Genomic DNA, 26,714 nt, shown 5'->3' on the forward strand with positions numbered 1-26,714 from the left:
TATATAGTTGAGACAGTCCGTGTCTTTGATTTATTATTTCTCTGTGTCCTCCGTGTCCTCTGTGGTGAACCTATTTCTCCAACTGGAAATCCTTACGGCGTAGTACGAAACTGTTACTCAGATACTTTTCACGTACAATCTGATTCTCGGACAACTCTTCGGGCGTACCCTGGAAAAGTATCTTTCCTTCAAAAAGCAGATAGGCACGGTCGGTGATGCTAAGCGTTTCCTGTACGTTGTGGTCGGTAATCAGGATACCGATATTCTTATCTTTCAGTTTCCACACGATTTGCTGAATATCTTCTACGGCAATCGGGTCGACACCGGCGAAAGGTTCGTCAAGCATGATGAATTTCGGGTCGATGGCAAGGCAGCGTGCAATCTCCGTACGTCGGCGCTCACCACCGGATAACTGGTTACCGTTGTTCTTGCGTACCTTTTGGAGGCGGAATTCCGCTATCAGGCTTTCAAGTTTTTCCTTTTGATATTCTTTGGGCTTGTTAGTCATTTCGAGCACAGCGGCAATATTGTCTTCCACGCTCATCTGGCGGAATACGGACGCTTCCTGGGCAAGGTAGCCGATTCCCGTCTGTGCGCGTTTGTAAACCGGATATTTGGTAATTTCCAGGTCGTCGAGGAAGATGCGCCCTTCATTCGGGGTAATCAATCCTACGGTCATATAGAATGAAGTCGTCTTGCCGGCACCGTTCGGACCCAGCAAACCCACAATCTCACCTTGCTTCACATTGATGGAAACATGGCTTACAACGGTTCGTTTACCGTACTTTTTCACCAGGTCTTCCGTGCGGAGCACCATCTTGCTTTCTTCCATATTCTAGTTATTTTGCGGCAAATGTAGTAAAAATAAGCCGAAATAATGTACATTTGCAGACAAATAGTGTGAGTTATGATAAAAGCATTGAGAACCGTCGGAAGATATTTCATGCTGATGGGACGGACTTTTTCCCGTCCCGAACGTATGCGTATGTTTTTCCGGCAATACCTTAACGAGTTGGAGCAGCTAGGCGTGAACTCCATCGGAATCGTGCTGTTGATTTCGTTTTTCATCGGCGCGGTTATTACTATCCAGATTAAGTTGAATATCGAAAGTCCGTGGATGCCCCGCTGGACGGTAGGATACGTGACTCGTGAAATTATGTTGCTTGAGTTTTCTTCTTCCATCATGTGCTTGATTCTTGCGGGTAAAGTAGGGTCGAACATTGCTTCGGAGTTGGGAACAATGCGCGTGACGCAACAGATTGACGCGCTTGAGATTATGGGTGTCAATTCTGCCAACTATCTGATTCTGCCTAAGATCTCGGCTATGGTGACCGTTATTCCTATATTGGTGACATTCAGTATCTTCGCCGGTATCATAGGGGCCTTTTGTACCTGCTGGTTTGCCGGAGTGATGAATGCTGTCGACCTCGAATATGGTTTGCAGTATATGTTTAATGAATGGTTTATATGGGCAGGTATCATCAAATCTCTCTTCTTCGCTTTTATTATTGCAAGTGTGTCCGCTTTCTTCGGATATACGGTGGAAGGTGGTTCGATTGCCGTGGGAAAGGCATCTACGGATTCCGTAGTGTCGAGCAGCGTCTTGATTCTGTTTGCGGATTTGATAATAACTAAACTTTTGATGGGATGATTGATGTTAAGGGACTTTATAAATCGTTTGACGATAAGACGGTGTTGGACGATATCAATGCGACCTTTGAGAATGGAAAGACAAATCTGATTATCGGTCAGAGTGGTTCCGGTAAAACGGTATTGATGAAATGTATCGTAGGATTGCTTACTCCCGAGAAAGGCGAAGTCTTGTATGACGGACGAAATCTCGTGATGATGGGGAAGAAGGAGAAGAAGATGCTCCGCAAGGAAATGGGAATGATTTTCCAGAGTGCCGCTCTTTTCGACTCCATGTCGGTATTGGACAATGTGATGTTTCCTTTGAATATGTTCAGTAATGACACATTGCGCGAACGTACTAAACGCGCCATGTTCTGCCTGGATCGTGTCAACCTGACTGAAGCGAAAGATAAGTTTCCAGGAGAAATCAGTGGAGGTATGCAGAAACGTGTAGCTATCGCGCGCGCCATTTCGCTGAATCCGCAATACCTGTTCTGCGACGAACCTAACTCCGGACTGGACCCGAAGACTTCATTGGTGATTGATGACCTGATTCATGATATTACCAGGGAATATAATATGACCACGATTATCAATACGCATGATATGAATTCGGTATTGGGAATCGGCGAAAAGGTGATTTATATCTATGAGGGACATAAAGAGTGGGAAGGGACGAAGGACGATATCTTCACTTCTACCAACGAACGTCTGAACAACTTTATCTTTGCTTCGGACTTGCTTCGCAAGGTGAAAGACCTTGAAGTGCAAAGCATGGAAGGATAGGAAGCGGGAACTTAAAAAAGGACAATAAAAAAAACTTCTGTCATCAGGTGGCAGAAGTTTCTTTTTTTTCTTAGCTATGTAGCGTCGGCAATTAAGCTCTAGGTCTAGCTTCTTTAACTACCATAGTGCGGCCCATGTACTCAGCACCGTTCAATTCTGCGATAGCTTTGGCAGCTGCAGCATCGTCTTCCATTTCGATGAAAGCGAATCCTTTTGATTTGCCGGTTTCACGGTCCATAACAACTTTAACTGATGATACTGCGCCGTAATCTTCCATCACTTGTTGCAGATCTCCTTCCTTAACACGGTAGTTAAGGTTTCCAACATAAATGTTCATAATGAAAATGATAAAAAATAAATAAATGAATAAAACTCTCCGGATAGATGGTTACTAATAAAAGGATTAAAACGACAGAGAGTTTACAAAAGCGTTTCTGAAACGGAAGTAAAAACCTTGTAATCAAATCGAGAAACTAATGGTCCATCAATCCGCAACAAAGAAAAGAATAATTTTTGGATTGACCATCTTTTTGAAGATTTAATTTGTAGAAAATTGTAAAAAAGGAGAGCGATTGTTACAATGAAGTATTGTTTATCAGCGATTTGTTAGTTATGTATTCTAAATAGATACGAAATAAATCAGCAATGTCTTTTGAAATTTAAAAGATTAGCACTAATTTTGCACCCTCGTTTGAGTATAGAACAAAGTATAAATCAAATAAATAATTGTCAGAATGAACGTTTCATTACAAAACATTGACAAAGTAAGCGCAGAGCTTACTGTGAAGCTTGAGAAAGCCGATTATCAGGAGAAAGTAGACAAAGAGTTGAAATCACTCCGTCAGAAGGCGCAAATCCCGGGATTCCGTAAAGGTATGGTTCCGACGAGCCTTATTAAAAAAATGTATGGTAAGTCTGTTATTGCAGAAGTAGTGAATAAAGCACTGCAAGAAGCTGTTTACAATTATATTAAAGAAAATAAGGTGAACATGTTGGGCGAACCGTTGCCTAACGAAGAAAAGCAACAGAATATTGATTTCGATACAATGGATGAATTCGATTTCGTATTCGACATCGCTTTGGCACCTGAATTCAAGGCTGAAGTAAGCGCTAAGGATAAAGTAGATTATTATACAATCGAAGTATCTGAAGAAATGATCGACAACCAGGTGAAGATGTACACTCAACGCACCGGCAAGTACGATAAAGTAGATGCTTACGAAGATAACGACATGCTGAAAGGTCTGTTGGCACAGTTGGACGAAGAAGGTAACACGAAAGAAGGCGGTATTCAGGTAGAAGGTGCGGTAATGATGCCTTCTTATATGAAGAACGATGATCAGAAAGCTATCTTCGCTAATACAAAGGTGAACGATGTACTGGTATTCAACCCGAACGTTGCTTATGACGGAAACGCTACTGAACTGGGTTCTTTGTTGAAGATTGACAAGGAAATCGCGAAAGACGTGAAGTCTGATTTCAGCTTCCAGGTAGAAGAAGTCACTCGCTTTGTTCCGGGTGAACTGACTCAGGAAGTGTTCGACCAGGCATTCGGTGAAGGTGTTGTGAAGACTGAAGAAGAATTCCGCGCTAAGATTAAAGAGGAAATTGCAGCAAGATTTGTTGCCGACAGCGATTATAAGTTCTTGATCGACATTCGTAAAGTAATGATGGATAAAGTAGGTAAGCTGGAATTCTCTGACGCACTGCTGAAACGCATCATGTTGATGAACAACGAAGAGAAAGGCGAAGAATATGTAGCTGAAAACTATGATAAGAGCATCGAAGAACTGACTTGGCACCTGATTAAGGAACAGTTGGTAGAATCCAACGACATCAAGGTGGAACAGGAAGACGTTCTGAAGATGGCAAAAGACACAACGAAGGCGCAGTTTGCTCAATACGGCATGTTGTCTGTTCCCGAAGATGTGCTTGACAACTATGCACAGGAGATGTTGAAGAAGAAAGAAACAATCAACAATCTGGTGAGCCGTGTTGTAGAAGTGAAGTTGGCTGCTGCCCTGAAAGCACAGGTAACTTTGGAAAACAAGAACGTTTCTATCGAAGAATTCAATAAGATGTTTGAATAATCGTTCGGTTGAATCGAATGTAAAGTCACAGAAACACAGAGTTTTTATAAAATTATAACTCTGTGTTTTTTTGTGTCTCTGTATTCTTTTTCGTTTCTTTGTACTTACGTTTATTTTAAATTTTAAGAAAGGAACAATTAACATGGATGATTTTAGAAAATACGCAACCAAGCATTTAGGAATGAATGGCATGGTATTGGATGATGTGATTAAATCGCAGGCCGGGTATTTGAATCCCTATATTTTGGAAGAAAGACAGTTGAACGTAACTCAACTCGACGTCTTTTCACGCTTGATGATGGACCGCATCATTTTCCTGGGTACTCAGGTAGATGACTATACGGCAAATACGCTTCAGGCACAGTTGCTGTATCTGGATTCTGTAGATCCGGGTAAGGACATTTCTATTTATATCAACTCTCCGGGCGGAAGTGTATATGCCGGACTGGGCATTTACGACACGATGCAGTTTATCTCCAGTGATGTTGCCACGATCTGTACAGGTATGGCAGCTTCGATGGCAGCTGTGTTGCTGGTAGCCGGTGCCGAAGGCAAACGTTCTGCGTTGCCCCACTCACGCGTGATGATCCACCAACCGATGGGCGGTGCGCAGGGACAGGCTTCGGACATCGAAATCACGGCTCGTGAGATTCAGAAATTGAAGAAAGAACTTTATACAATCATCGCCGACCACTCGCATACTGACTTTGATAAGGTATGGGCGGATTCAGACCGCGACTACTGGATGACAGCGCAGGAAGCGAAGGAATACGGTATGATTGATGAGGTATTGATTAAGAAATAAAAATGGCTGATTCAAGAACAAAGAAAAAGTGTAGCTTCTGCGGCAGGCCGGAGAATGAAGTCGGATTCCTGATTACGGGAATGAACGGCTACATCTGCGACAGTTGCGCTACCCAGGCTTATGAGATTACTCAGGAAGCACTGGGCGAGGGCAAGAAAAGCGGCGAAGCTACCAAACTCAATTTAAAAGAACTGCCCAAACCGGTAGAAATCAAGAAATTCATCGACCAGTATGTAATCGGACAGGATGACGCAAAACGTTTTCTTTCCGTATCGGTCTACAACCATTATAAACGCTTGTTGCAAAAAGACAACAGTGATGATGTGGAGATTGAAAAGTCTAATATCATTATGGTAGGTAGCACCGGAACGGGAAAGACTTTGTTGGCACGTACCATTGCCAAGTTATTGCACGTGCCGTTTACGATTGTGGACGCTACGGTGTTGACGGAAGCCGGTTATGTGGGCGAAGATATTGAAAGTATTCTTACCCGCCTGCTTCAGGTGGCCGATTATAACGTGCCGGAAGCAGAACAGGGTATTGTGTTTATCGACGAAATCGACAAGATTGCCCGTAAAGGTGATAATCCTTCCATCACTCGCGACGTGAGCGGTGAAGGTGTGCAACAGGGATTGCTGAAATTGCTCGAAGGTTCCGTGGTGAATGTTCCACCCCAGGGCGGACGCAAGCACCCCGACCAAAAGATGATTCCGGTGAATACCAAGAATATCCTCTTTATCTGTGGCGGTGCTTTCGACGGCATCGAGAAGAAAATCGCGCAACGGTTGAATACGCATGTCGTAGGTTATACGGCTTCGCAAAAAACAGCGACGGTAGACAAGAATAACATGATGCAGTACATCGCTCCCCAGGATTTGAAGTCATTCGGACTGATTCCCGAAATTATCGGGCGTCTTCCGGTATTGACTTACCTCAATCCGCTGGATCGTGAAGCGCTCCGTGCTATCCTTACCGAACCGAAAAACTCTATCATCAAGCAGTATATCAAACTGTTTGAAATGGATAACATCAAGCTGACATTCCAGGATTCTGTCTTCGAGTACATCGTAGACAAGGCGGTGGAATACAAGCTCGGTGCCCGCGGTTTGCGCTCTATTGTGGAGACAATCATGATGGATGTCATGTTTGAAATCCCCTCGGAGAGTAAAAAAGAGTATGAGGTAACGCTGGATTATGCGAAACATCAACTGGAAAAAGCGAACATGGCACGACTACAAACCGCTTAAAATCAAAGCGTAAGGCGACTAAAAATGATTGTTACTGTATTTTCTTGAAAATATTAGTCACATTTTGCTTGGTAATTACGAAGTTGTTTATAACTTTGTTTGGCTCTCTTGAAAAAGAGGACTTACTTAAAGTTAAACCATGAACTGAATAAAACAACCTAAGTTAAGATGGCAGGGAAGATTAATTTAACAGATGAACTGAAGAAGTATTTCGGATTTAATAAGTTCAAAGGAACCCAGGAGACAATCATTCAGAATTTGCTCAGTGGTAAAGATACCTTTGTGCTGATGCCTACCGGTGGCGGGAAATCTTTATGCTATCAGTTACCTTCACTCTTGATGGAAGGTACGGCTATTGTAATTTCTCCGCTTATTGCGTTGATGAAAAATCAGGTGGACGCCATGCGTAATTTCAGTGAAGAAGACGGCATTGCCCATTTTATCAATTCTTCGTTGAATAAAGGTGCGATAGACCAAGTGAAAACCGATATCCTTGCCGGAAAGACAAAATTGCTATATGTGGCGCCGGAGTCTCTGACGAAGGAAGAAAACGTAGAATTTTTGCGCTCAGTGAAGATTTCGTTCTACGCGGTAGATGAAGCTCACTGTATTTCTGAATGGGGGCACGACTTCCGGCCTGAATACCGCCGGATACGACCTATTATCAATGAAATCGGAAAAGCTCCGCTGATTGCGCTTACTGCGACGGCAACGCCAAAGGTACAGCATGATATCCAGAAGAACTTGGGAATGGTAGACGCCCAAGTGTTCAAATCCTCGTTCAACCGCCCGAACCTATATTATGAGGTACGCGCGAAGACCGCCAATATCGACCGGGATATAATCAAGTTCATCAAGAACAATCCGGAGAAATCAGGCATCATCTATTGCCTGAGCCGGAAAAGAGTGGAAGAACTTGCTCAAATCCTTCAGGCGAATGGTGTAAATGCGCGCCCGTATCATGCGGGGATGGATTCGTTGACGAGAACCAAGAATCAGGATGACTTCCTGATGGAAAAGGTGGACGTCATTGTGGCTACTATCGCTTTCGGTATGGGAATAGACAAGCCCGACGTGCGGTTTGTGATTCACTATGATATTCCGAAGAGTCTGGAAGGATATTACCAGGAGACAGGACGCGCCGGACGAGATGGCGGTGAAGGTCAGTGCATAACCTTTTATACAAACAAAGACCTGCAGAAGCTAGAGAAGTTCATGCAGGGAAAACCTGTGGCAGAACAGGAAATTGGCAAGCAGCTTCTGTTGGAAACCGCTGCTTATGCCGAATCTTCCGTATGCCGACGCAAGACGTTGCTACATTATTTCGGTGAAGAATACGCGGAAGAAAATTGTGGAAATTGTGACAACTGTTTAAACCCTAAAAAACAAGTGGAGGCTCAAGAATTATTGTGTGCCGTGATTGAAGCGATAATCGCGGTGAAAGAAAATTTTAAAGCAGATTATATAATAGACATACTACAAGGTAAGGAAACTTCAGAAGTACAGGCTCATTTGCATGAAGACCTCGAAGTTTTCGGCTCAGGTATGGGCGAAGAAGACAAGACATGGAATGCTGTGATTCGTCAGGCTCTGATAGCGGGTTACTTGAGCAAAGATGTGGAACACTACGGACTACTGAAAGTGACGGAAGAAGGACACAAGTTCCTGAAGAAGCCGAAATCATTCAAGATTACTGAAGACAATGACTTTGAAGAGACAGAGGAAGAAGTACCGGCACGCGGCGGTGGCTCCTGTGCGGTAGACCCGGCTCTTTATTCAATGTTGAAGGACTTGCGGAAGAAGCTCTCGAAGAAACTGGAAGTTCCGCCTTATGTAATTTTCCAGGATCCGTCTTTGGAAGCGATGGCTACTATTTATCCGGTGACACTGGATGAACTGCAAAATATCCCCGGTGTAGGTGCCGGAAAGGCAAAACGCTACGGCGAAGAGTTCTGTAAACTGATTAAGCGTCATTGCGAAGAGAATGAAATAGAGCGTCCTGAAGACTTGCGCGTACGTACCGTTGCCAATAAGTCGAAGATGAAGGTGGCTATCATTCAGGCCATTGACCGCAAGGTGGCGTTGGACGACATCGCCCTTTCCAAAGGAATCGAGTTCGGCGAATTGCTGGACGAAGTGGAAGCGATTGTTTATTCGGGAACGAAACTGAATATCGATTATTTCCTGGAAGAAATCATGGACGAAGACCATATGCTCGATATCTACGATTATTTCAAGGAATCTACCACAGATAAGATTGATGATGCGCTTGATGAATTGGGCGACGACTTCACGGAAGAAGAAGTTCGCTTGGTACGTATCAAGTTCATCTCTGAAATGGCTAATTAAAAAAAAGCGAAAAAAATAGGCGTGCAGGTATGCTGTTTTGAATAAAAACCGTATATTTGCACGCAATAATTTTTAAACGCATAGCCCTATGTCATTTATTGCTGATAAGATTGTAATGGATGGGTTGACTTACGACGACGTACTGTTGATCCCCGCTTATTCTGAAGTTTTACCGCGCACTGTCGACCTCTCGACAAAGTTTTCTAAAAACATTGAGTTGAAAATTCCGTTTGTGACGGCTGCCATGGATACGGTTACCGAAGCGAAAATGGCTATTGCCATTGCTCGTGAAGGTGGTATTGGCGTGATTCACAAAAATATGTCTATCGAAGAACAAGCAAGACAAGTTGCCATTGTAAAACGTGCCGAAAATGGTATGATTTATGATCCTGTAACTATTAAGAGAGGTTCTACTGTCAGCGATGCTTTAGGTATTATGGCCGAATATAAAATCGGTGGTATTCCTGTTGTGGATGATGAAGGTTATTTGGTAGGTATTGTTACCAACAGAGATTTGCGTTTCGAAAGAGACATGGCTAAACGTATCGACTTGGTGATGACTCCGAAAGAGAGATTGGTGACTACGAACCAGTCTACCGACCTGGAATCTGCCGCACAGATTCTTCAGAAACATAAGATTGAGAAACTTCCGATTGTTGGATTGGACGGAAAGTTGATCGGTCTTGTTACTTATAAGGATATTACAAAAGCAAAAGATAAACCGATGGCTTGTAAAGATGCCAAAGGTCGCTTGCGTGTAGCTGCCGGTGTAGGTGTGACTGCCGATACACTGGACCGTATGCAGGCTTTGGTAGATGCGGGTGCAGATGCCATCGTTATCGATACGGCTCACGGACATTCTGCATTTGTTATTGAGAAACTGAAAGAAGCGAAGAAACGCTTCCCGAATATTGATATTGTAGTAGGTAACATTGCCACCGGAGCTGCTGCGAAGGCTTTGGCGGAAGCAGGTGCTGATGCTGTGAAAGTAGGTATCGGACCGGGTTCTATCTGTACGACTCGTGTGGTTGCAGGTGTGGGTGTTCCTCAGTTGTCGGCTGTATACGATGTAGCGAAAGCATTGAAAGGTACAGGTATTCCTTTGATTGCCGATGGTGGTCTGCGTTATTCGGGCGATGTAGTGAAAGCATTGGCTGCCGGTGGATACAGTGTGATGATCGGTTCACTGGTTGCAGGAACAGAAGAGTCACCGGGTGATACGATCATTTTCAATGGTCGTAAATTCAAATCTTACCGCGGTATGGGTTCTTTGGAAGCAATGGAAAACGGTTCGAAAGACCGCTATTTCCAAAGTGGAACTGCCGATGTGAAGAAGCTCGTTCCGGAAGGAATCGCTGCCCGTGTTCCTTATAAAGGTACGCTTTTCGAAGTGGTTTATCAGTTGACAGGTGGTCTGCGTGCAGGTATGGGATACTGTGGCGCTGCCAGTATTGAGAAACTTCACGATGCGAAGTTTACACGAATTACCAATGCAGGTGTAATGGAAAGCCATCCGCACGACGTGACGATTACCAGTGAATCGCCTAATTATAGCCGTCCGGAATAACATATATAAACGGTGAACTGTTAACTAACGGTGAACGGTGAACAAGCTGTGTCAATCAGCGTATGTTTGCTGCTCACCGTTCGTTGTTTATAAAATAAGAATTGATGATGAAAAGAAGTCTGTTGTCAGGGTGCGTATGTCTCTTTGCAGTCTCGGTCTTTGCTCAGCAAGACCCTGTGTTGATGCGTGTCAACGGGAGGGATATATCCCGTTCGGAGTTTGAATATTCATATCGTCGCAATGCGGCCGATGCGGGCACTAATCTTTCTCCGAAGGAGTATGCAGAACTTTTCGCCCAATCCATGCAGAAAGTAGAAGCTGCCAAAGCTGCCGGACTCGACACGACTTATGCTTTTCGTAAACAACAGGAGATAACCCGGACTAAACTGACGGAATCTTATTTGATAGATAAACCGACGTTGGATAGTTGCGCCCGTGTCCTGTATCAGAAGATGGGACTGAAAGCACGTAGCGGGCAAGTACAGGTCGTGCAGATTTTTAAATATCTGCCGCAAACGATTAGTTCCCGTCACCTGGAAGAACAAAAGGCCCGCATGGACTCTATCTACCGGGCTATACAAAATCAACCCGGACTGGAATTTTCCTATTGGGTAGAAAAATATTCGGATGATAAACAGAGCCGTTGGATAGAAGGTTTGCAGGCAACCACTGAATTTGAAAATGTGGCTTTCGCTCTGCCGAAAGGAGAAGTATCCCAACCTTTCTTTACTCCTGCGGGAATCCATATCCTGAAAGTGACAGACCGGAAAGAATTACCTGTCTATGAGGATGTCGTCGATAAACTGACGGAACGTATGCGACGCAGGGAGATATTGGACAAAGCCACAACGAAAGTAGTGGAACGATTGAAAAAAGACTGGAAATATACTCCCAATCAGGCGGGTATAGATGAACTGTTAGTGAAAGGAGTGACAGAACAACCCCTGTTCACCATTGATGGACAGAACTATACGGGAACTATGTTTAAACGTTTTGCCGCTTCACATCCGCAGGCCGTAAAACGGCAGCTTGATGAATTTACAGCCAAGTCGTTATTGGATTATGAAAGCAGGAATATGGATAGAAGGCATCCCGAAATTCGTTATGCCCTGCAGAAATCCAATGAAGACTATCTCATAAAAGAGGTCACACGGCAGAAGGTTGGCTTGCCTGCAATGAATGACCGTGCCGGATTGGCGACTTATTTTAAGTTTCATTCGTCGGATTATCGTTGGGATAGTCCCCGGTATAAGGGAGCCGTTCTTCATTGTGCAGACAAAAAGACCGCCAAACAGGCAAAAAAAATACTGAAGAAACTGCCGCAAAATGAATGGATGGATAAACTTCGGCAAACATTTAATACATCCGGAGCAGAAAAAATACAAATTGAACAGGGAATTTTTGCCGACGGAGACAACAAATATATAGATAAACTGGTTTTTAAGAAGGGCGGATTTGAACCTTTGGTGTCTTATCCTTTTACCATTGCTGTTGGCGAAAAACAGAAGGGGCCGGATGATTATCGGGAAGTGATAGACCAGGTGCGGAGAGATTATCGAACCTATCTTGACACGTACTGGACGCGGGAATTGAGGGAGTCCGGTAAGGTTGAAATAAACCAAGAGGTTTTAAAAACAGTTAATAATAACTGATGTAACCGATTATTCACTATCTTCGTACCTTAAATAAGTAGATTTCAGTTGACAATGCGAATATTAGTCCTCTTACTGATTACCCTTCTTACTTGTGGAGCGTGCAAGGAACAGCGCGACCACAAAGGAAAGACTCCTTTGGTAGAGGTGGACGGTAACTTTTTATATAAGGAAGATTTGATGTCTGTACTCCCTGTCGGATTGTCAAAAGATGATAGCATTCTCTTTGCCGAGCATTATATTCGTAGCTGGGCGGAAGAGATTTTGTTGTATGAAAAAGCAGCAAACAATATTCCTGACAATGTGGATGTAGAGAAGCTGGTGGAAAATTATCGGAAAGCGTTGATTATGCACACTTATCAGCAGGAACTGATTAATCAGAAACTGACGAACGATATTCCCGAGCAGGAGATTGCGGAGTATTACGAGAAAAACAAGGAACTGTTTAAGCTGGAAAGCCCGCTGATAAAGGGATTGTTCATTAAAGTGCCGCTAACGGCCCCGCAGTTGAATAATGTCCGCAGATGGTATAAGTCGGATAAACAGGATGCAGTAGAGAGTCTCGAAAAATATAGTTTGCTGAATGCGGTGAAATACGAGTACTTCTATGACAAATGGGTGCCGGTGACAGATGTACTGGATTTGATTCCGCTGAAGGACGAAGCGCCTGAAGAATATGTGAATAAACATCGACAGATAGAATTGAAAGATACGGCATACTATTATTTCCTCAATGTGAGCGACTATCGTGGAGTAGGAGAGGAAAAGCCGTATGAATTTGCCCGTCCGGAAGTGAAGGACTTACTGGTCAATCAGAAACGGGTGAGCTTTATGGAACAAGTAAAAAGCGACCTGTACCAACAAGCAGCAAGCAAGAAGAAGATTATATATAATTATTAAATACAAAGAATGAAGAAGTTTGTGAACTTTAGATTTGTTGTTACCCTTGTCCTGGCAGTATTTGCTAATGTGGCAACTTATGCACAGGACAATGTGGTTGATGAAGTAGTTTGGGTAGTAGGTGACGAAGCTATTTTAAAATCAGACGTAGAAGAGGCACGTATGGATGCCCTGTATAACGGGCGCAGATTCGAAGGCGACCCTTATTGTGTAATTCCTGAAGAAATTGCAGTGCAGAAGCTGTTTTTGCACCAGGCAAAGTTGGATAGTATCGAAGTTTCCGAAGCGGAAATCATACAACGTGTAGATATGATGACCAATATGTATATCCAGCAGATTGGCTCTAAAGAAAAAATGGAGGAGTACTTCAATAAAACCGCGACACAGATTCGTGAGACATTGCGTGACAATGCGCGTGACGGTCTGACGGTACAGAAGATGCAGCAGAAACTGGTAGGGGAAATCAAGGTGACTCCGGCAGAAGTACGCCGTTACTTCAAAGACCTTCCGCAGGACAGTATTCCGTATATCCCGACACAGGTGGAAGTGCAGATTATCACCTTGCAACCGAAGATTCCTATCTCCGAAATCGAAGATGTAAAAAAGACTTTGCGTGACTATACCGACCGTGTGACTAAAGGAGAGATTGACTTCTCTACATTAGCGCGTCTGTATTCCGAAGATAAGGCATCTGCCATCAAAGGTGGTGAGTGCGGATTTATGGGACGTGGTATGATGGACCCCTCTTACGCGAATGTGGCATTCAGCTTGCAGGACCCGAAGAAAGTTTCCAAGATTGTAGAATCGGAATTCGGCTATCACATCATCCAGTTGATTGAGAAACGTGGTGACCGTGTGAATACCCGTCACATCCTGTTGCGTCCGAAAGTATCTGAAAAAGAACTGACCGAGGCTTGTGCACGTCTGGACTCTATTGCGGATGATATCCGCGCCAGCAAATTTACGTTCGACGAAGCGGCTGCCGTTATCTCACAAGATAAGGATACCCGCAACAATCACGGTATCATGGTGAACATCAACGAGAACTCAGGTGTTACTACTTCCAAGTTCCAGATGCAGGACCTTCCGCAGGATGTGGCTAAGGTAGTAGATAAGATGAATGTAGGTGAGATATCAAAAGCCTTTACAATGATAAACGAGAAGGACGGAAAAGAAGTATGTGCTATCGTGAAGTTGAAAGCGAAAATCAACGGTCATAAGGCTACTATCGCAGAAGATTATCAGGACTTGAAAGAAATCGTAATGGACAAGCGCCGCGAAGAGATGCTGCATAAGTGGATTCTTGACAAACAGAAACATACGTATGTACGTATCAACGAAAACTGGCAGAAGTGTGACTTCAAGTACCCGGGTTGGGTGAAGAAGGATTGATGTTTAACAGCTTGATATTATATGCTGAAACAAAATAAGAAAGATAAACAACAAGACAGGCATAGATGGCTCCTTATAGGCTTTCTATGCCTGTTTGGTGTATGTCTTGTGGCGCAAGTAAGGCCTACCGGACAGAAACCTGCAACTACGGGGACTTCAACGAAGTCGGCTACGGATACATCTAAAACAGCCCGGACAGCACAGAAGCAGCCGAACAATAAGAAGCAGCCGGAGAACAAAAAGACGAAAGTTTATTTGCTCCATGCTGACGAAGGACAGGCGGATAAACTGGCTCGTCCGGATGTGCAAGTGCTGATTGGCAACGTGAAAATGCGCCATGACAGTATGTATATGTACTGTGACAGTGCATTGATTTTCGAGAAAACGAATTCGGTGGAAGCCTTTAGCAATGTGCGTATGGAGCAGGGAGACACCTTATTTATATACGGTGATTACCTTTACTATGACGGAATGACGCAGATTGCCCAACTCCGTGAAAACGTGAAGATGATTAACCGCAACACCACCCTGCTGACGGATAGTCTGAACTACGACCGTCTCTACGACCTCGGATATTACTTCGAAGGCGGAACTTTGATGGATGAAGAAAACGTGCTGACTTCCGACTGGGGGGAATACAGTCCTGCGACAAAGCAATCTGTATTCAACCATGACGTGAAACTCGTGAATCCTAAGTTCGTATTGACTTCCGATACACTGCGGTACAATACGGATAATAAAATTGCCGTTATCCTCGGTCCATCCAATATCGTGAGTGATAATAATCACATCTACTCCGAGCGTGGATTCTATAACACATTGACCGAGCAAGCCGAACTGCTCGACCGTTCCGTCCTGACCAATCAAGGGAAGAAACTGGTAGGTGACAGTTTGTTCTATGACCGCGTCATCGGTTATGGCGAAGCCTTTGATAATGTGAGAATGACGGATAGCATCAACAAGAATATGCTGACAGGCGATTACTGTTTCTATAATGAATTGACAGACTCCGCCTTTGCTACCAAACGGGCTGTTGCCATTGATTATTCACAAGGCGATAGTCTCTTTATGCATGGCGATACTTTGCAGATGGTATCTTATAATCTGAACACCGATTCTTTGTTCCGCCTGATGAAGGCTTACCATAAAGTACGTATGTACCGCACCGATGTGCAGGGAGTATGTGACTCACTGGTTTATAACTCGAAAGATTCCTGCATGACGATGTACACCGACCCGATTCTCTGGAATGACGGTCAGCAGCTACTTGGCGAGCAGATTAAGATTTATATGAACGACAGTACCATTGACTGGGCGCATATCATCAACCAGGCATTTACGGTGGAGATGAAAGACTCCATCCACTACAATCAAGTGTCCGGCAAGGAGATGAAAGCCTATTTTGAAAATGGAGATATGCGGCATATCGAAGTAATCGGTAATGTGCTGACCGCTTTCTATCCCGAAGAAAAAGACAGTACAATGACCGGATTCAATTGCCTGGAAGGTAGTGTGCTTCATCTTTATATGAAAGATAAGAAAATGGAAAAAGGACTGTTTATCGGCAAGTCCAACGGAACTATGTATCCGATGGATCAAATACCGCCCGACAAACTGCGTCTTCCTACTTTTGCCTGGTTCGACTATGTCCGTCCGCTGAATAAAGACGATATTTTCAATTGGAGAAGCAAGCGGGCGGGAGAAACCCTGAAACCTACCACCGACCGGCGACCGAAAACAGAAAAGCGAAACTTAATTAATATGAAGTAGTATGGGAATGTTTAATTCGATGAGGAAACCTCGTGGTTTTAATCATCAATACATTTACGTAAACGAGCGCAAGGAAAAGCTCGACAAGATGGAAGAAAAGGCAAAGCGCGACCTGGGTATGCTGCCGGAGAAAGAATTTGATCCGGAAGATATCCGTGGCAAGTTTGTCGAGGGAACGACCCATCTGAAAAGAAGAAAGGCAAGTGGCCGCAAACCGGTTTCCTTCGGAGTCATATTGGTTATCATTGCTTTCCTTCTGTTTATATGGCATTATTTGGCGACAGGAAGCTGGTCGTTTTAATTTTTAACTTGAACTATGAGCGATATTATTCATTTGTTACCTGATTCGGTAGCTAACCAGATTGCTGCCGGTGAAGTGATACAACGTCCGGCATCTGTTATCAAGGAGCTGGTGGAGAATGCGATTGATGCAGATGCGCAAAATATACATGTATTGGTGACTGATGCGGGAAAAACCAGCATACAGGTCATTGACGATGGAAAGGGAATGTCCGAAACGGATGCCCGTCTTTCCTTCGAGCGTCATGCTACTTCCAAAATACGTGAAGCTGCTGATTTGTTTGCTTTGCGTACGATGGGATTTCGCGGAGAAGCCTTGGCTTCCATCGCAGCAGTGGCACAGGTGGAACTGAAGACACGCCCCGAATCGGAAGAATTGGGAACGAAACTGGTGATAGCGGGCTCTACGGTAGAGAGCCAGGAAGCTGTTTCCTGTTCTAAAGGGAGTAATTTCTCCATCAAGAACCTGTTCTTTAACGTCCCTGCACGCCGTAAATTCCTGAAAGCAAACTCAACCGAATTGAGTAATATCCTTGCCGAATTCGAACGGATTGCTCTGGTTCATCCTGAAGTTGCCTTTTCACTGTATAGCAATGATTCCGAACTCTTTAATCTCCCGGTATCTCCGTTGCGGCAGCGTATTATGGCTATCTTCGGTAAAAAGCTGAATCAGCAGTTACTTAATATAGAGGTGAATACCACCATGGTGAAAATCTCCGGCTACGTAGCCAAACCGGAGACGGCCCGCAAGAAAGGTGCTCATCAATACTTCTTCGTCAACGGACGCTATATGCGCCATCCTTACTTTCACAGGGCAGTGATGGAAGCTTATGAGCAGTTGATTCCTGCCGGCGAACAGATTTCTTACTTTATCTATTTCGAAGTAGACCCGGCTAATATTGATGTGAATATCCATCCGACCAAGACCGAAATCAAGTTTGAGAATGAACAGGCCATCTGGCAGATACTTTCGGCATCGGTCAAGGAGTCGTTGGGTAAGTTCAGCGCAATTCCTTCCATTGATTTTGATACGGAAGATATGCCTGATATTCCCGTATTCGAACAAAAGACAACTTCCGAGCCACCTAAGGTACATTATAATTCGGATTATAATCCGTTCAAAGTATCTGCAGGCGGTAGTGGCGGCGGTTCGTATAGCCGTTCAAAAGTGGAATGGGAAGATTTGTACGGTGGCTTGACGAAAGCCAGCAAGATGAATAATCCGATGCCGGAGCCTGAAATGGAGTGGGAAGACTCTGTTGTCAGCGAAGAAACGGCGGTTATGGAAGAAAAGGTGGAGACAGTGACCTCTATGGCTTCTTCCACTTTATATGCCAGCGAGCCTGTGATAGAAAAAGGGAACCAGCATTTACAGTTCAAGGGACGGTTTATTCTGACTTCCGTAAAATCCGGTTTGATGCTTATCGACCAGCATCGGGCGCATATCCGGGTGCTATTCGACCGTTACATGGTTCAGATTCAGCAGAAGAAGGGAGTATCGCAAGGTGTTCTTTTTCCCGAAATATTGCAATTGCCGGCTTCGGAAGCCGCTGTGTTGCAAAGCATTGTGGATGATTTATCCGCAGTAGGTTTCGATTTGAGTAATTTGGGTGGCGGAAGCTATGCCATTAACGGAATTCCGTCGGGTATCGAAGGGCTGAATCCGGTCGAATTGGTGCGCAATATGCTACATACGGCGATGGAAAAAGGGAACGATGTGAAGGAAGAAATCCAAAATATACTGGCATTGACATTGGCGCGTGCGGCAGCAATCGTTTACGGACAAGTGTTGAGCAACGAGGAAATGGTCAGCCTGGTCGATAATCTTTTTGCCTGTCCTTCACCGAATTACACTCCGGACGGGAAGACTGTTTTGACAACAATCAAGGAAGAAGATATCGAACGTTTATTCAAATAAAGCAAATAATTTCATCTATTTCTAAAACCTTTTAGTTCAGTTCGTGTTATTTAATTAGTTCAACAAAGAAAAAGATTTAAATAACCACTTAACTATTAGGTATATGAAAAAGATTCTGATGTTGCTGGCTTTTGCCGGCGTTGCGTCTGTCGCTTCTGCGCAGCAGACTATGACGGTAACTGAATACGAAGTGATTCAGGTACAAGATAAATATCAAGTAATAACGAACCCATTTTGGAGTAACTGGTTCTTCTCAGTAGGAGGCGGTGCTCAGGTATTGTATGGTAACAATGACCATATCGGTAAATTCAGAGATCGCGTTGCTCCTACATTCAACGTATCTGTCGGCAAATGGGTAACCCCGGGCTTCGGATTGCGTATGCAATACAGCGGACTGCAAGCTAAAGGATTCACAATGAATGAAACTGCTAATTATGTAGTCGGTGGTCCGAGAGAAGACGGTTCTTACAAACAGAGATGGGATTACATGAACCTTCACGGTGATTTGATGATTAACCTGAATGCTCTTTTCGGTGGATACAATCCGAACCGTGTATATGAAATTATCCCTTATATTGGTGCCGGCTGGGCTCATTCTTACTCACGCCCCCACACCAATGCCGCTACTTTCAATGCAGGTATCATCAACCGTTTCCGCCTGTCCAGTGCTGTCGACTTGAACATTGAATTGAGTGCAACAGGTCTTGAAGGCAAATTTGACGGTGAACATGGTGGCAAACGTGATTATGACGGTATTCTCGGTGCTACTGTCGGTGTAACTTATTATTTCCCGACTCGTGGATTCCAACGTCCTGTACCACAGATTATCTCTGAACTTGAATTGAATCAGATGCGTAACCAGATGAATGCAATGGCAGCCGCCAATATGCAGTTGCAACAGCAGTTGGCTAATGCACAACAGCCGGTTGAAGTAGAAGAAGCTGAAGAAGTAGTTATCACAGATCCTAACATCGCTCCGCGTACCGTATTCTTCAAGATTGGTTCTGACAAACTGTCTCCGCAAGAAGAGATGAACTTATCTTACCTTGCCAGCCGGATTAAAGAATTCCCGGGCACTACTTATACTATCAACGGATATGCAGACTCTGCAACAGGTACTCCGGCTTTCAACCAGAAGTTGAGTTTGGAACGTGCACAAGTTGTTAAAGACTTGCTGGTAAAGAAGTATGGAATTCCTGCCGATAACTTGAAAGTTGCTGCCGGTGGTGGTGTCGATAAGTTCGGTCAACCGATTCTGAACCGTGTTGTACTGGTAGAAACAGCAAAGTGATAAAGTGATTTCAGCATTCAGCGATTCTCTGTAATCGCTTGCTGGAAAGGAAAAGCGGCTGAAAGCGAACCTTGAAATGAGAGGTTTCCGCTTTCAGCCGCCTTTTTTATTGGTAGCCTATCTTATTAGCAAATGGTTTCTGCTCCTGAACTTTTGCTTCATTCATACTTATCTTACAGGCTGATAATCTCTGGATTTTCCATAAAATCCGGGAGCAGGCACGTATATCGGCTGATTGGGTATACCGATATTCAGCAGCTTGCCTTCCTTGCGGAGTCGGCGGATATGGATCATGGCTGTGGAGCGTACCATCCCTGTGATACCTTGAAAGTCGAAACGTTGCATAATCTGATGGTCGGTGAAATACTCTTTCAGTCGCATGTCTATCTCTACTTCCGATAATTTGGCGGAATGTCTGACCCGCTTCATTTGCTTTATTTTTATAGTTCCGACAGATCGTTTCAACCTTTTGTCCGAGCGGAATTGTATAGCTTTCAATTTCACTTTCGAATTCTTGCGGGGAGTATTTGCGGATATTTCTTCGGTGGCAGTCAGCGTAGGGTAGAAATAGCCGATGCCATCCAAGTGTACCTGTCTGCCTTCTCCAAGTTCTTCTCCCATTACTTGCGAGAGAGCGTCCAACACAGCAGTCACGTCTACTTCGTTCAGTGTGCATCGCGACTGGATTCTGCTTCTGAGTTCATCCGTATCTACCTGTCCGTTAGCGATGATGCGCGGATGGAATCTTTTCTTCTTGGGTTTGTCCGGTGATACCGGATTCTCGTACCAGTCAAATAATATAGCCATAGTTCCTTTCTTTTATTGATGTACTTCTGTTCTGTTTTTCCTATAGTTCCTTTAGGTTATTCTTCCTTTAAATACATCAGCTAATCTTAATCAGCTTATACGCTAACCTTTGTTAGCGTATAAGATAACGCTAGCTAGCCTATCGGCTAACCTTAATTAGCTTATGCAGTTTCTTATTGCAAAAATACAACACAAAGGCTTGCTAACCTAATAATAAAGGCTTTATTTCATAAATGCAATTAGTTAAGGACAAACTTGCAATCAGCTTGCAAACCGCTATCGGACGGTTGTATATTTGGCATACGAAAACATTAAAATAACAACAAAAATATGATGGAAAAAGTAACAAAATTGTTCTCTATGTTGATGAAGGTGTGGAGAACTGGAATGAAAAAAGAGACTGCTTTTGCAGAAGCGGAAACGAACGGGCTGAAAATGGCCGGGACGAAAAAAGTAGAAGCAGGACTGCCTGTCCCGGAAGAAATACAGCCGGAAGCAATGGAACAACCGGAATCAGTGGAACAACCGGAGTGTTCTGAATTATCAGGGGTGTCGGATTTGTCACTATCTAAACCGGATAGTAAGAAAACTGGCTCTACCTGCCTGACGGAGCAGGTGAACGCTTTTTTACGTACACAGTATGATTTCCGCTATAATCTCCTGACAGAAGAAACGGAATTCCGCCTGTTGGATGATGCAGGTAAAGCAATCGGTCTTTTTCAACCGGTGAGCAAACGTGATTTGAACACCTTTTGTATGGAAGCTCATGCAAAGGGGATTAGTTGCTGGGATAAGGATGTGAGTCGCTATATTTACTCTACCCGTATTGCCGAATACCACCCTTTCCGGCTCTATATGGACGAATTGCCTGTTTGGGACGGCATCGACCGTGTCACTCCGTTGGCATTACGCGTTTCCGACTTACATCTGTGGGTGCGCGGCTTTCATACATGGCTTTTGGGAGTTGCCGCCCAATGGTCGGGAAAAACAGGGATTCATGCCAATAGTGTAGCTCCCATTCTCGTAAGTTCGGAACAGGGGCGGTTGAAGTCTACTTTCTGCAAGTCGTTGATGCCTGCGGCTTTGCAGCATTACTATATGGATAATCTCAAACTGACTTCGGAAGGGAAGGCAGAGCGTCTTATGTCGGAGATGGGACTGATTAATCTTGATGAATTTGACAAATATGCTGCGGGTAAGATGCCTCTATTGAAAAATCTGATGCAAATGTCGAGCCTGCATATTTGCAAGGCATATCAGAAAAACTATCGTGACTTGCCGCGTGTCGCATCATTTATAGGCACTTCCAACCGCTATGATTTGTTGAATGACCCTACGGGGAGCCGTCGTTATCTTTGCGTGGAAGTAATAAAACCTATTGATTGTGAGGGTATCGAACATGCACAACTTTTTGCCCAACTGAAAGCTGAACTGGAACAGGGAATTCCTTATTGGTTCAGCAAGGAACAGGAACGGGAATTGCAACGGCACAATGTATCTTTTTATCATGCCTGCCCTGCTGAGGATGTTTTTAACTGCTGTTTTCGCATAGCCTTGCCGGAAGAAGAATGCTTACAGTTGTCCGCCGCGGAGATATATAAGGAATTGAAGAATATGAATTCAGCCGCATTGAGAGGTTTTAATCCGAACCAGTTTGCACAAGTATTGACGAAGATGGGAGTGGGGCGGAAGCATACGGAATATGGAAATGTATATTCGGTGATACGCCGCTGATTGATTGGTTTTCATAAGGTAAGCATCTCCATGAAACTGAAACGGCTGAAAGCAATATTTTTTACTTTTGAGGTTTGCTTTCAGTCGGGATGCCGATGGATAAAAGGTTTCGGGGCGACTGAAGCGGCTGGAAGCGAAAAATATGGGAATAAGTTTGTTTCATGAATTTATGTCAATATTGGTGAATAGTCCATTGTTACTGCAACTTTTAGTGAAAGGTGAGAATTGATCTGTTTTTTAATCAACTATTGAGATACGAAAAAAGAATATACGGGCTATCTGTAATTTTGTACATCTTGTATGTACTATTTTACAGAATAAATGATTTGAGTAAAAGCCTGTCAGGAATGTTTGGGGGCATTGTAAGGATTGGTAAGGCAGATTTAAAACCTGGATACATAAAAGAAACTACCTTTGCTCGTGCAATTCAAAGTGAGATTGCAGAAACTGAAATAATAAATGTTTAATTAAAAATCTTATGATTATGAAAAAGCTTATTTATGCTTTGTGTGTCGCTTTGTTTTCAGGTATGTGTATGTTAAGCTGTTCAGACGACAACTATTCTGAAGGTGGTCCTGAACAGAGTGGCAAGAATTTAGAAATGCCGGAAAAGTATAAGGTTATTGGGAAAAGACATAATGAGGGTCTTGCAGCGGCATTTTCAGCACTTCGGAAATATTATGAAGTAGATACCCGTGCAGATGGAGAGGTTCGGAAGCTTTCTAAGGAAGAATGCTTGGTATTAATGGAAGGTGCTTTGCAGAAGTATTGTGTGAGTAAAGGATGTGATAACATTGAGCTGCTAGACTTATCCTTGGTGGATGGAGCGAAAACTAGAAGTGTGATAGAAATGAAACCGGAAGTCAAAGTTTTGGTGGATAAAATGATGAATGAGATTCTTAATAAGGAGAGAACACCTAAGCAGATGGTTGACGTGTTAAATGATATAAACAAGGAAGCGGATGCCACTCTTTCTGAGGAAGATGCTATTGCCGTTTATGCGGGGACAAGCACTTGTTATTATTCTTACTTGTATTGGAAAGAAAATCATATGAAATGGATTATTGCTTTGAATAATCCGGAGTTGCTTGGTCAGTATGAAGATGAAATCTTGAATTCTTTTAATATTCATAAAGGGGAATTAGTTTTCTCTTCATCTGCTGATACGAGAGGTTGGTGGGATGATGCTTGGGGAGCTATTGGAGAGACTTGGGATAGTGGAAGTGAAGCAGTATCTAACTGGTGGAATTATGGCGGTGGAAAAGAAGTGGTCGCTGAAGATGGAGCTGGTGCTGTCGGTGGTGCAGTAAGTGGAGCTATAGCAGGTTCCGCTGCAGGTGGTATTGGTGCTGCCCCGGGAGCTGGATATGGTGCACTTGCTGGAGGTGCTGGGGCATCTGTAGCACAAGCTTTGAGACAATGGTTGAACTAATTAACTGATATATTGTATGAAAGAAAAAATAGCATGGTATCTATTGAGCTTTTTCGCTTTTGTTGGCATAGATTGGATTGTTGACACCATTTTTTATAGATGGCAATGGATTTCTCATGAGCCTGATCTTCTGAGTTCTATATGTACATCTGTGTTTATGGTAATTATACTAAATATCATCTTTTGGTGGTGTAGAAGAAGGAAAATACATAAGCAAACTGGAAAAATGAAAGAAAACTGATTAAAAATGAGAGAGTTAAAAGAATATCTTTTGGCGCTCTCATTTTAAATACGTATGATATATGAATATATTTTATTTATTACCTCTCCTATTATCATTCGCGGCTTTACCAGGAGATATAAATGCGAACTATTATATTAAGATTTTCGCATTTGGACTTTTTTTTATTTTTATGTGTTTCTCTCTCTTTATAAAGGAAAAGGTAAATTTAAACAGTTGTCTTTCAATATCATTGGCTGATGTCACTATCTTACTTTTGGGAGGTGCCTATTTATATTATTGTATGGGGGCATTTAATATCCTTGACCATTCTTTACCAATCCTATATATTTTATTCTATTTTTTTCTTCGTTTAATTCATGAGAGAAATTGGAATGACATATTAATGACCTTGTCGCCAATAATCATTTCAATTCATTTAATTCTCTGTTTCTTGCAATATATATCTGTTTTTCCTAATTTTAATACTTTCTTTAGAGTAGGAAGTTCTTTTGGTAATCCGGATATGTTATCGGCTTATTTAGTAATGTTACTTCCTTTTTGCTATTTAGGTAATAAATGGAAACGTATTCGGATAATGATAGTGTTAATAACAGTTGCTTTATTTTTCATGTTGCAGTCTCGTACAGCAATTGTAGCAGTGGTAGTAATAACATTTGTCTATCTTATTTGTCAGAAAATGATTGCGAAGAAAGGGATTACAATAATTTTAATACTTATTTTATTGGCAATGATACTATTGATATGTTGGTATCCAAAGTCTGTGTTAGGTCGATTTTATATATGGATAGTAGCCTTGTCTATGATATTGAATAAACCTTTTGGGTGGGGATTGTACTCTTTTGAAAAATATTATCCGGAATTTCAATCTAGATACACTATTGAAAACCCCGAAGTAGTCAGTTTGTTAAATTATGACGTTGTTCATTCTTCTTACAATGAATTTCTTAATATCGGTGTTACACTTGGAATTATTGGCTTATTGTTTTATTCTGCTTTTGTTATTTATGTATTGATTTTGGCATATAGAATGAAATCTCCTTTGTTGTTTCCGTTATTGGCATATCAAATAATATCTTTATTTTATTTTCCGTTTAAAATAGTACCTCTTACTGTTCTATACATACTGTGTTGTGCCTCTGTTGTTTCCACTGGCAATTTAAGTTTTCTTCGATTATCATTCTCTTCAAAATTAAAGAGTTTCTCTTTATGTGGCATTGGCGTTATAGTTTTTTCAGGTTTTATACTAAGCATATATAGTTATGTTTATTGGCAAAGAGCTACTGAACAATCTTTTTCTGTCGAAACTTATGTAAATGCATCTCAATCTTTTCGAAAATGTTATCCTTTATTAAAGAATAATGGACGTTTTTTAATCTCATATGCAGAGTTGCAATACAAATTAGGTGATAGACAGAAGGCTTTTACTTTAATGCATCAGGCTGAATCTTTTTTTTCTGATATTTTGTTTTTACATAATTTGGCTATGATATATGAAGAAGAAGGCAATGTTATCGAAGCTAAGAAGAAATTGAGTATAGCGTCTAATATGTCTCCGAATAATATTCAAATTCTTATAGCACAGATGCAATTTTTAAGAAGAATAGGGGAATATGATGAGGCCTGCCAAGTCAATAATCTGCTGTTGCGCAGAAAAAAATGAAGTGTGTTATGGAAATAGATTGTCTCGGAATATTTACCTTTGCATATAATTAATAGGTTGATTATTATGAGCTTTGTGAGAAATTTGAATAAAACTAGATATTGGATTACATTAGGGTGTGTATATTTGATAATAAAAAGCATCTATACTATTTACCAAGATAAAACTGAGCGTTGGTGTGAACAAGCGACACTTGCTTTTGAGGATATTCTACAGCAAGAAATACAAAAACATGACACTATATCTATGTCCTATGGTAGATATATAAATAATAAGGAGAAACGCAGCCTTTTTTCTCCGGTTTTAGTCAATATACCTCTGAATGTGGATTCTTTGAATAAAATGTGGCGTGAATCACTTTATAATGTAAATATTCCAGTAAAGACTAATGTGCGAATATCTATTTCTAAAGGACAAGTACATTACTCGGAATCTTCTTTTGCCCCATTAGCTAAGGATAGTTTGTTTTCGTTTTACTTGGGGCCTAACCATGAGGTCGAAATAACGGGATTTGCTTCTTATCATTGGTGGAATATATTTGATGGCCGATTGCCTATTATGATAATATTACTTTTAGCCGGTTATTTCATTCCAGGTTTTTTGTTTGTGAAGGTGTTACAGATGCCAAAATTATCATTATTCAAAAAACAGATTCCTACATCAAAGGATGAGAAGGCGGCTGATGTAATTGTAAAAGCGGAGAGACTACCTGTATACCAATTGGAAGAAGATGTTTTTTTTGATGTACATCAACGAATACTAAAGAAAAAAGAGGATATAGAAAAATTGACTCCTCAACAGGCAGTGCTTTTGGAAGCTTTTCTGAAAGCAAATCAATATAAGCTTACTCAAAGAGAAATAGACATACTCTTGTGGCCGAATGGTAGCGGAACGGCGGAGCGGTTGTATACTGCAATTTGCCGTTTGCGCAAATCACTAGAGGGAATATCCTCTTTTCAGGTGGAGTGTCAGATTGATATTTATCAATTGAAGAAATCTAATTCTGCGAAAGAACATGAGATTATTGTATTAGATAAAGATTTAACAAGGTAAATGATGAAGGGGCATAATATCTTTTTGAGAAGTTGTATCTTGGGGTGTCTATTTCTGTTTTTTATAGCTTGTTACGATTCGAAAA

General features: G+C 42.4%; 21 protein-coding genes. 18 read left to right on the forward strand and 3 right to left on the reverse strand.

All coding sequences use genetic code 11. The features are described from left to right. Positions 1-70: 70 nt before the first annotated feature. On the reverse strand, positions 71-832 hold the full coding sequence (gene lptB, locus BacF7301_RS08460; protein ID WP_044654979.1) for an LPS export ABC transporter ATP-binding protein: 762 nt from the start codon (positions 830-832) through the stop codon (positions 71-73). 75 nt (positions 833-907) lie between these two features. On the opposite strand from lptB, the gene BacF7301_RS08465 reads away from it, so the two are divergent. Then, the gene (locus BacF7301_RS08465) at positions 908-1,651 is read left to right on the forward strand and encodes an MlaE family ABC transporter permease (protein ID WP_167961932.1); all 744 of its coding nucleotides are present in this window, start codon (positions 908-910) and stop codon (positions 1,649-1,651) included. Beyond that, on the forward strand, positions 1,648-2,418 hold the full coding sequence (locus BacF7301_RS08470; RefSeq protein ID WP_167961934.1) for an ABC transporter ATP-binding protein: 771 nt from the start codon (positions 1,648-1,650) through the stop codon (positions 2,416-2,418). The genes BacF7301_RS08465 and BacF7301_RS08470 overlap by 4 nt, the downstream gene beginning before the upstream one ends. Positions 2,419-2,509: 91 nt before the next feature. Here BacF7301_RS08470 and rbpC read toward each other — a convergent pair whose 3' ends face one another. Continuing rightward, complete coding sequence (gene rbpC / locus BacF7301_RS08475; protein WP_004297160.1) at positions 2,510-2,755, reverse strand: RNA-binding protein RbpC; 246 nt, start codon at positions 2,753-2,755, stop codon at positions 2,510-2,512. Positions 2,756-3,152: 397 nt separating this feature from the next. Here rbpC and tig point away from each other — a divergent pair, with 397 nt between their 5' ends. The 12 genes from tig to BacF7301_RS08535 all read left to right on the forward strand — a co-directional run bounded on the left by tig (position 3,153) and on the right by BacF7301_RS08535 (position 19,699). Next, positions 3,153-4,508 carry a trigger factor gene (tig, locus tag BacF7301_RS08480; protein ID WP_167961936.1) on the forward strand — a complete coding sequence of 452 codons (1,356 nt, stop codon included), beginning with the start codon at positions 3,153-3,155 and terminating at the stop codon, positions 4,506-4,508. Positions 4,509-4,650: 142 nt separating this feature from the next. Continuing rightward, complete coding sequence (gene clpP, locus BacF7301_RS08485) at positions 4,651-5,313, forward strand: ATP-dependent Clp endopeptidase proteolytic subunit ClpP (RefSeq protein WP_004297164.1); 663 nt, start codon at positions 4,651-4,653, stop codon at positions 5,311-5,313. A 2-nt stretch (positions 5,314-5,315) separates the two neighbouring features. After that, positions 5,316-6,560: an ATP-dependent Clp protease ATP-binding subunit ClpX gene (gene clpX / locus BacF7301_RS08490; protein ID WP_167961938.1), complete on the forward strand. Its 1,245-nt coding sequence runs from the start codon at positions 5,316-5,318 to the stop codon at positions 6,558-6,560. A 168-nt stretch (positions 6,561-6,728) separates the two neighbouring features. After that, positions 6,729-8,909: a DNA helicase RecQ gene (gene recQ, locus BacF7301_RS08495; RefSeq protein ID WP_167961940.1), complete on the forward strand. Its 2,181-nt coding sequence runs from the start codon at positions 6,729-6,731 to the stop codon at positions 8,907-8,909. A gap of 88 nt (positions 8,910-8,997) precedes the next feature. Beyond that, positions 8,998-10,476 (forward strand): IMP dehydrogenase, encoded by a 1,479-nt coding sequence (gene guaB / locus BacF7301_RS08500; RefSeq protein WP_167961942.1) that lies wholly within the window; start codon positions 8,998-9,000, stop codon positions 10,474-10,476. 107 nt (positions 10,477-10,583) lie between these two features. After that, positions 10,584-12,128, forward strand: coding sequence for a peptidylprolyl isomerase (locus BacF7301_RS08505; protein WP_167967145.1), 1,545 nt, complete (start codon positions 10,584-10,586; stop codon positions 12,126-12,128). A gap of 54 nt (positions 12,129-12,182) precedes the next feature. Continuing rightward, positions 12,183-13,028, forward strand: a complete 846-nt coding sequence (locus tag BacF7301_RS08510) for a peptidylprolyl isomerase (RefSeq protein ID WP_167961943.1) — start codon at positions 12,183-12,185, stop codon at positions 13,026-13,028. Positions 13,029-13,037: 9 nt separating this feature from the next. After that, positions 13,038-14,420, forward strand: coding sequence for a peptidylprolyl isomerase (locus BacF7301_RS08515; RefSeq protein WP_167961945.1), 1,383 nt, complete (start codon positions 13,038-13,040; stop codon positions 14,418-14,420). 21 nt (positions 14,421-14,441) lie between these two features. After that, positions 14,442-16,190 (forward strand): OstA-like protein, encoded by a 1,749-nt coding sequence (locus tag BacF7301_RS08520; RefSeq protein WP_167961947.1) that lies wholly within the window; start codon positions 14,442-14,444, stop codon positions 16,188-16,190. Position 16,191: 1 nt separating this feature from the next. Then, positions 16,192-16,491 carry a hypothetical protein gene (locus tag BacF7301_RS08525; protein WP_022137744.1) on the forward strand — a complete coding sequence of 100 codons (300 nt, stop codon included), beginning with the start codon at positions 16,192-16,194 and terminating at the stop codon, positions 16,489-16,491. A gap of 15 nt (positions 16,492-16,506) precedes the next feature. Continuing rightward, positions 16,507-18,408 (forward strand): DNA mismatch repair endonuclease MutL, encoded by a 1,902-nt coding sequence (mutL, locus tag BacF7301_RS08530; RefSeq protein WP_167961949.1) that lies wholly within the window; start codon positions 16,507-16,509, stop codon positions 18,406-18,408. A 103-nt stretch (positions 18,409-18,511) separates the two neighbouring features. After that, the gene (locus BacF7301_RS08535) at positions 18,512-19,699 is read left to right on the forward strand and encodes an OmpA family protein (RefSeq protein WP_167961951.1); all 1,188 of its coding nucleotides are present in this window, start codon (positions 18,512-18,514) and stop codon (positions 19,697-19,699) included. A gap of 168 nt (positions 19,700-19,867) precedes the next feature. Here BacF7301_RS08535 and BacF7301_RS08540 read toward each other — a convergent pair whose 3' ends face one another. Next, entirely contained in the window at positions 19,868-20,506 is a 639-nt protein-coding gene (locus BacF7301_RS08540) for an HU family DNA-binding protein (protein WP_167961953.1), read from the reverse strand. Between the two features lie 330 nt (positions 20,507-20,836). On the opposite strand from BacF7301_RS08540, the gene BacF7301_RS08545 reads away from it, so the two are divergent. The 4 genes from BacF7301_RS08545 (at position 20,837) to BacF7301_RS08560 (ending at position 26,629) form a co-directional block, all read left to right on the forward strand. Continuing rightward, the gene (locus tag BacF7301_RS08545; RefSeq protein ID WP_245208418.1) at positions 20,837-22,240 is read left to right on the forward strand and encodes a DUF3874 domain-containing protein; all 1,404 of its coding nucleotides are present in this window, start codon (positions 20,837-20,839) and stop codon (positions 22,238-22,240) included. A 484-nt stretch (positions 22,241-22,724) separates the two neighbouring features. After that, on the forward strand, positions 22,725-23,672 hold the full coding sequence (locus tag BacF7301_RS08550; RefSeq protein ID WP_167961955.1) for a hypothetical protein: 948 nt from the start codon (positions 22,725-22,727) through the stop codon (positions 23,670-23,672). A gap of 302 nt (positions 23,673-23,974) precedes the next feature. Beyond that, positions 23,975-25,576 (forward strand): O-antigen ligase family protein, encoded by a 1,602-nt coding sequence (locus BacF7301_RS08555; RefSeq protein WP_167961957.1) that lies wholly within the window; start codon positions 23,975-23,977, stop codon positions 25,574-25,576. Between the two features lie 66 nt (positions 25,577-25,642). Continuing rightward, the gene (locus BacF7301_RS08560) at positions 25,643-26,629 is read left to right on the forward strand and encodes a winged helix-turn-helix domain-containing protein (RefSeq protein ID WP_167961959.1); all 987 of its coding nucleotides are present in this window, start codon (positions 25,643-25,645) and stop codon (positions 26,627-26,629) included. Positions 26,630-26,714: the final 85 nt, after the last annotated feature.

Origin of the sequence: Bacteroides faecium, assembly GCF_012113595.1 — a bacterium.
In the GTDB taxonomy this organism is placed as follows: Bacteria; Bacteroidota; Bacteroidia; order Bacteroidales; family Bacteroidaceae; genus Bacteroides; species Bacteroides faecium.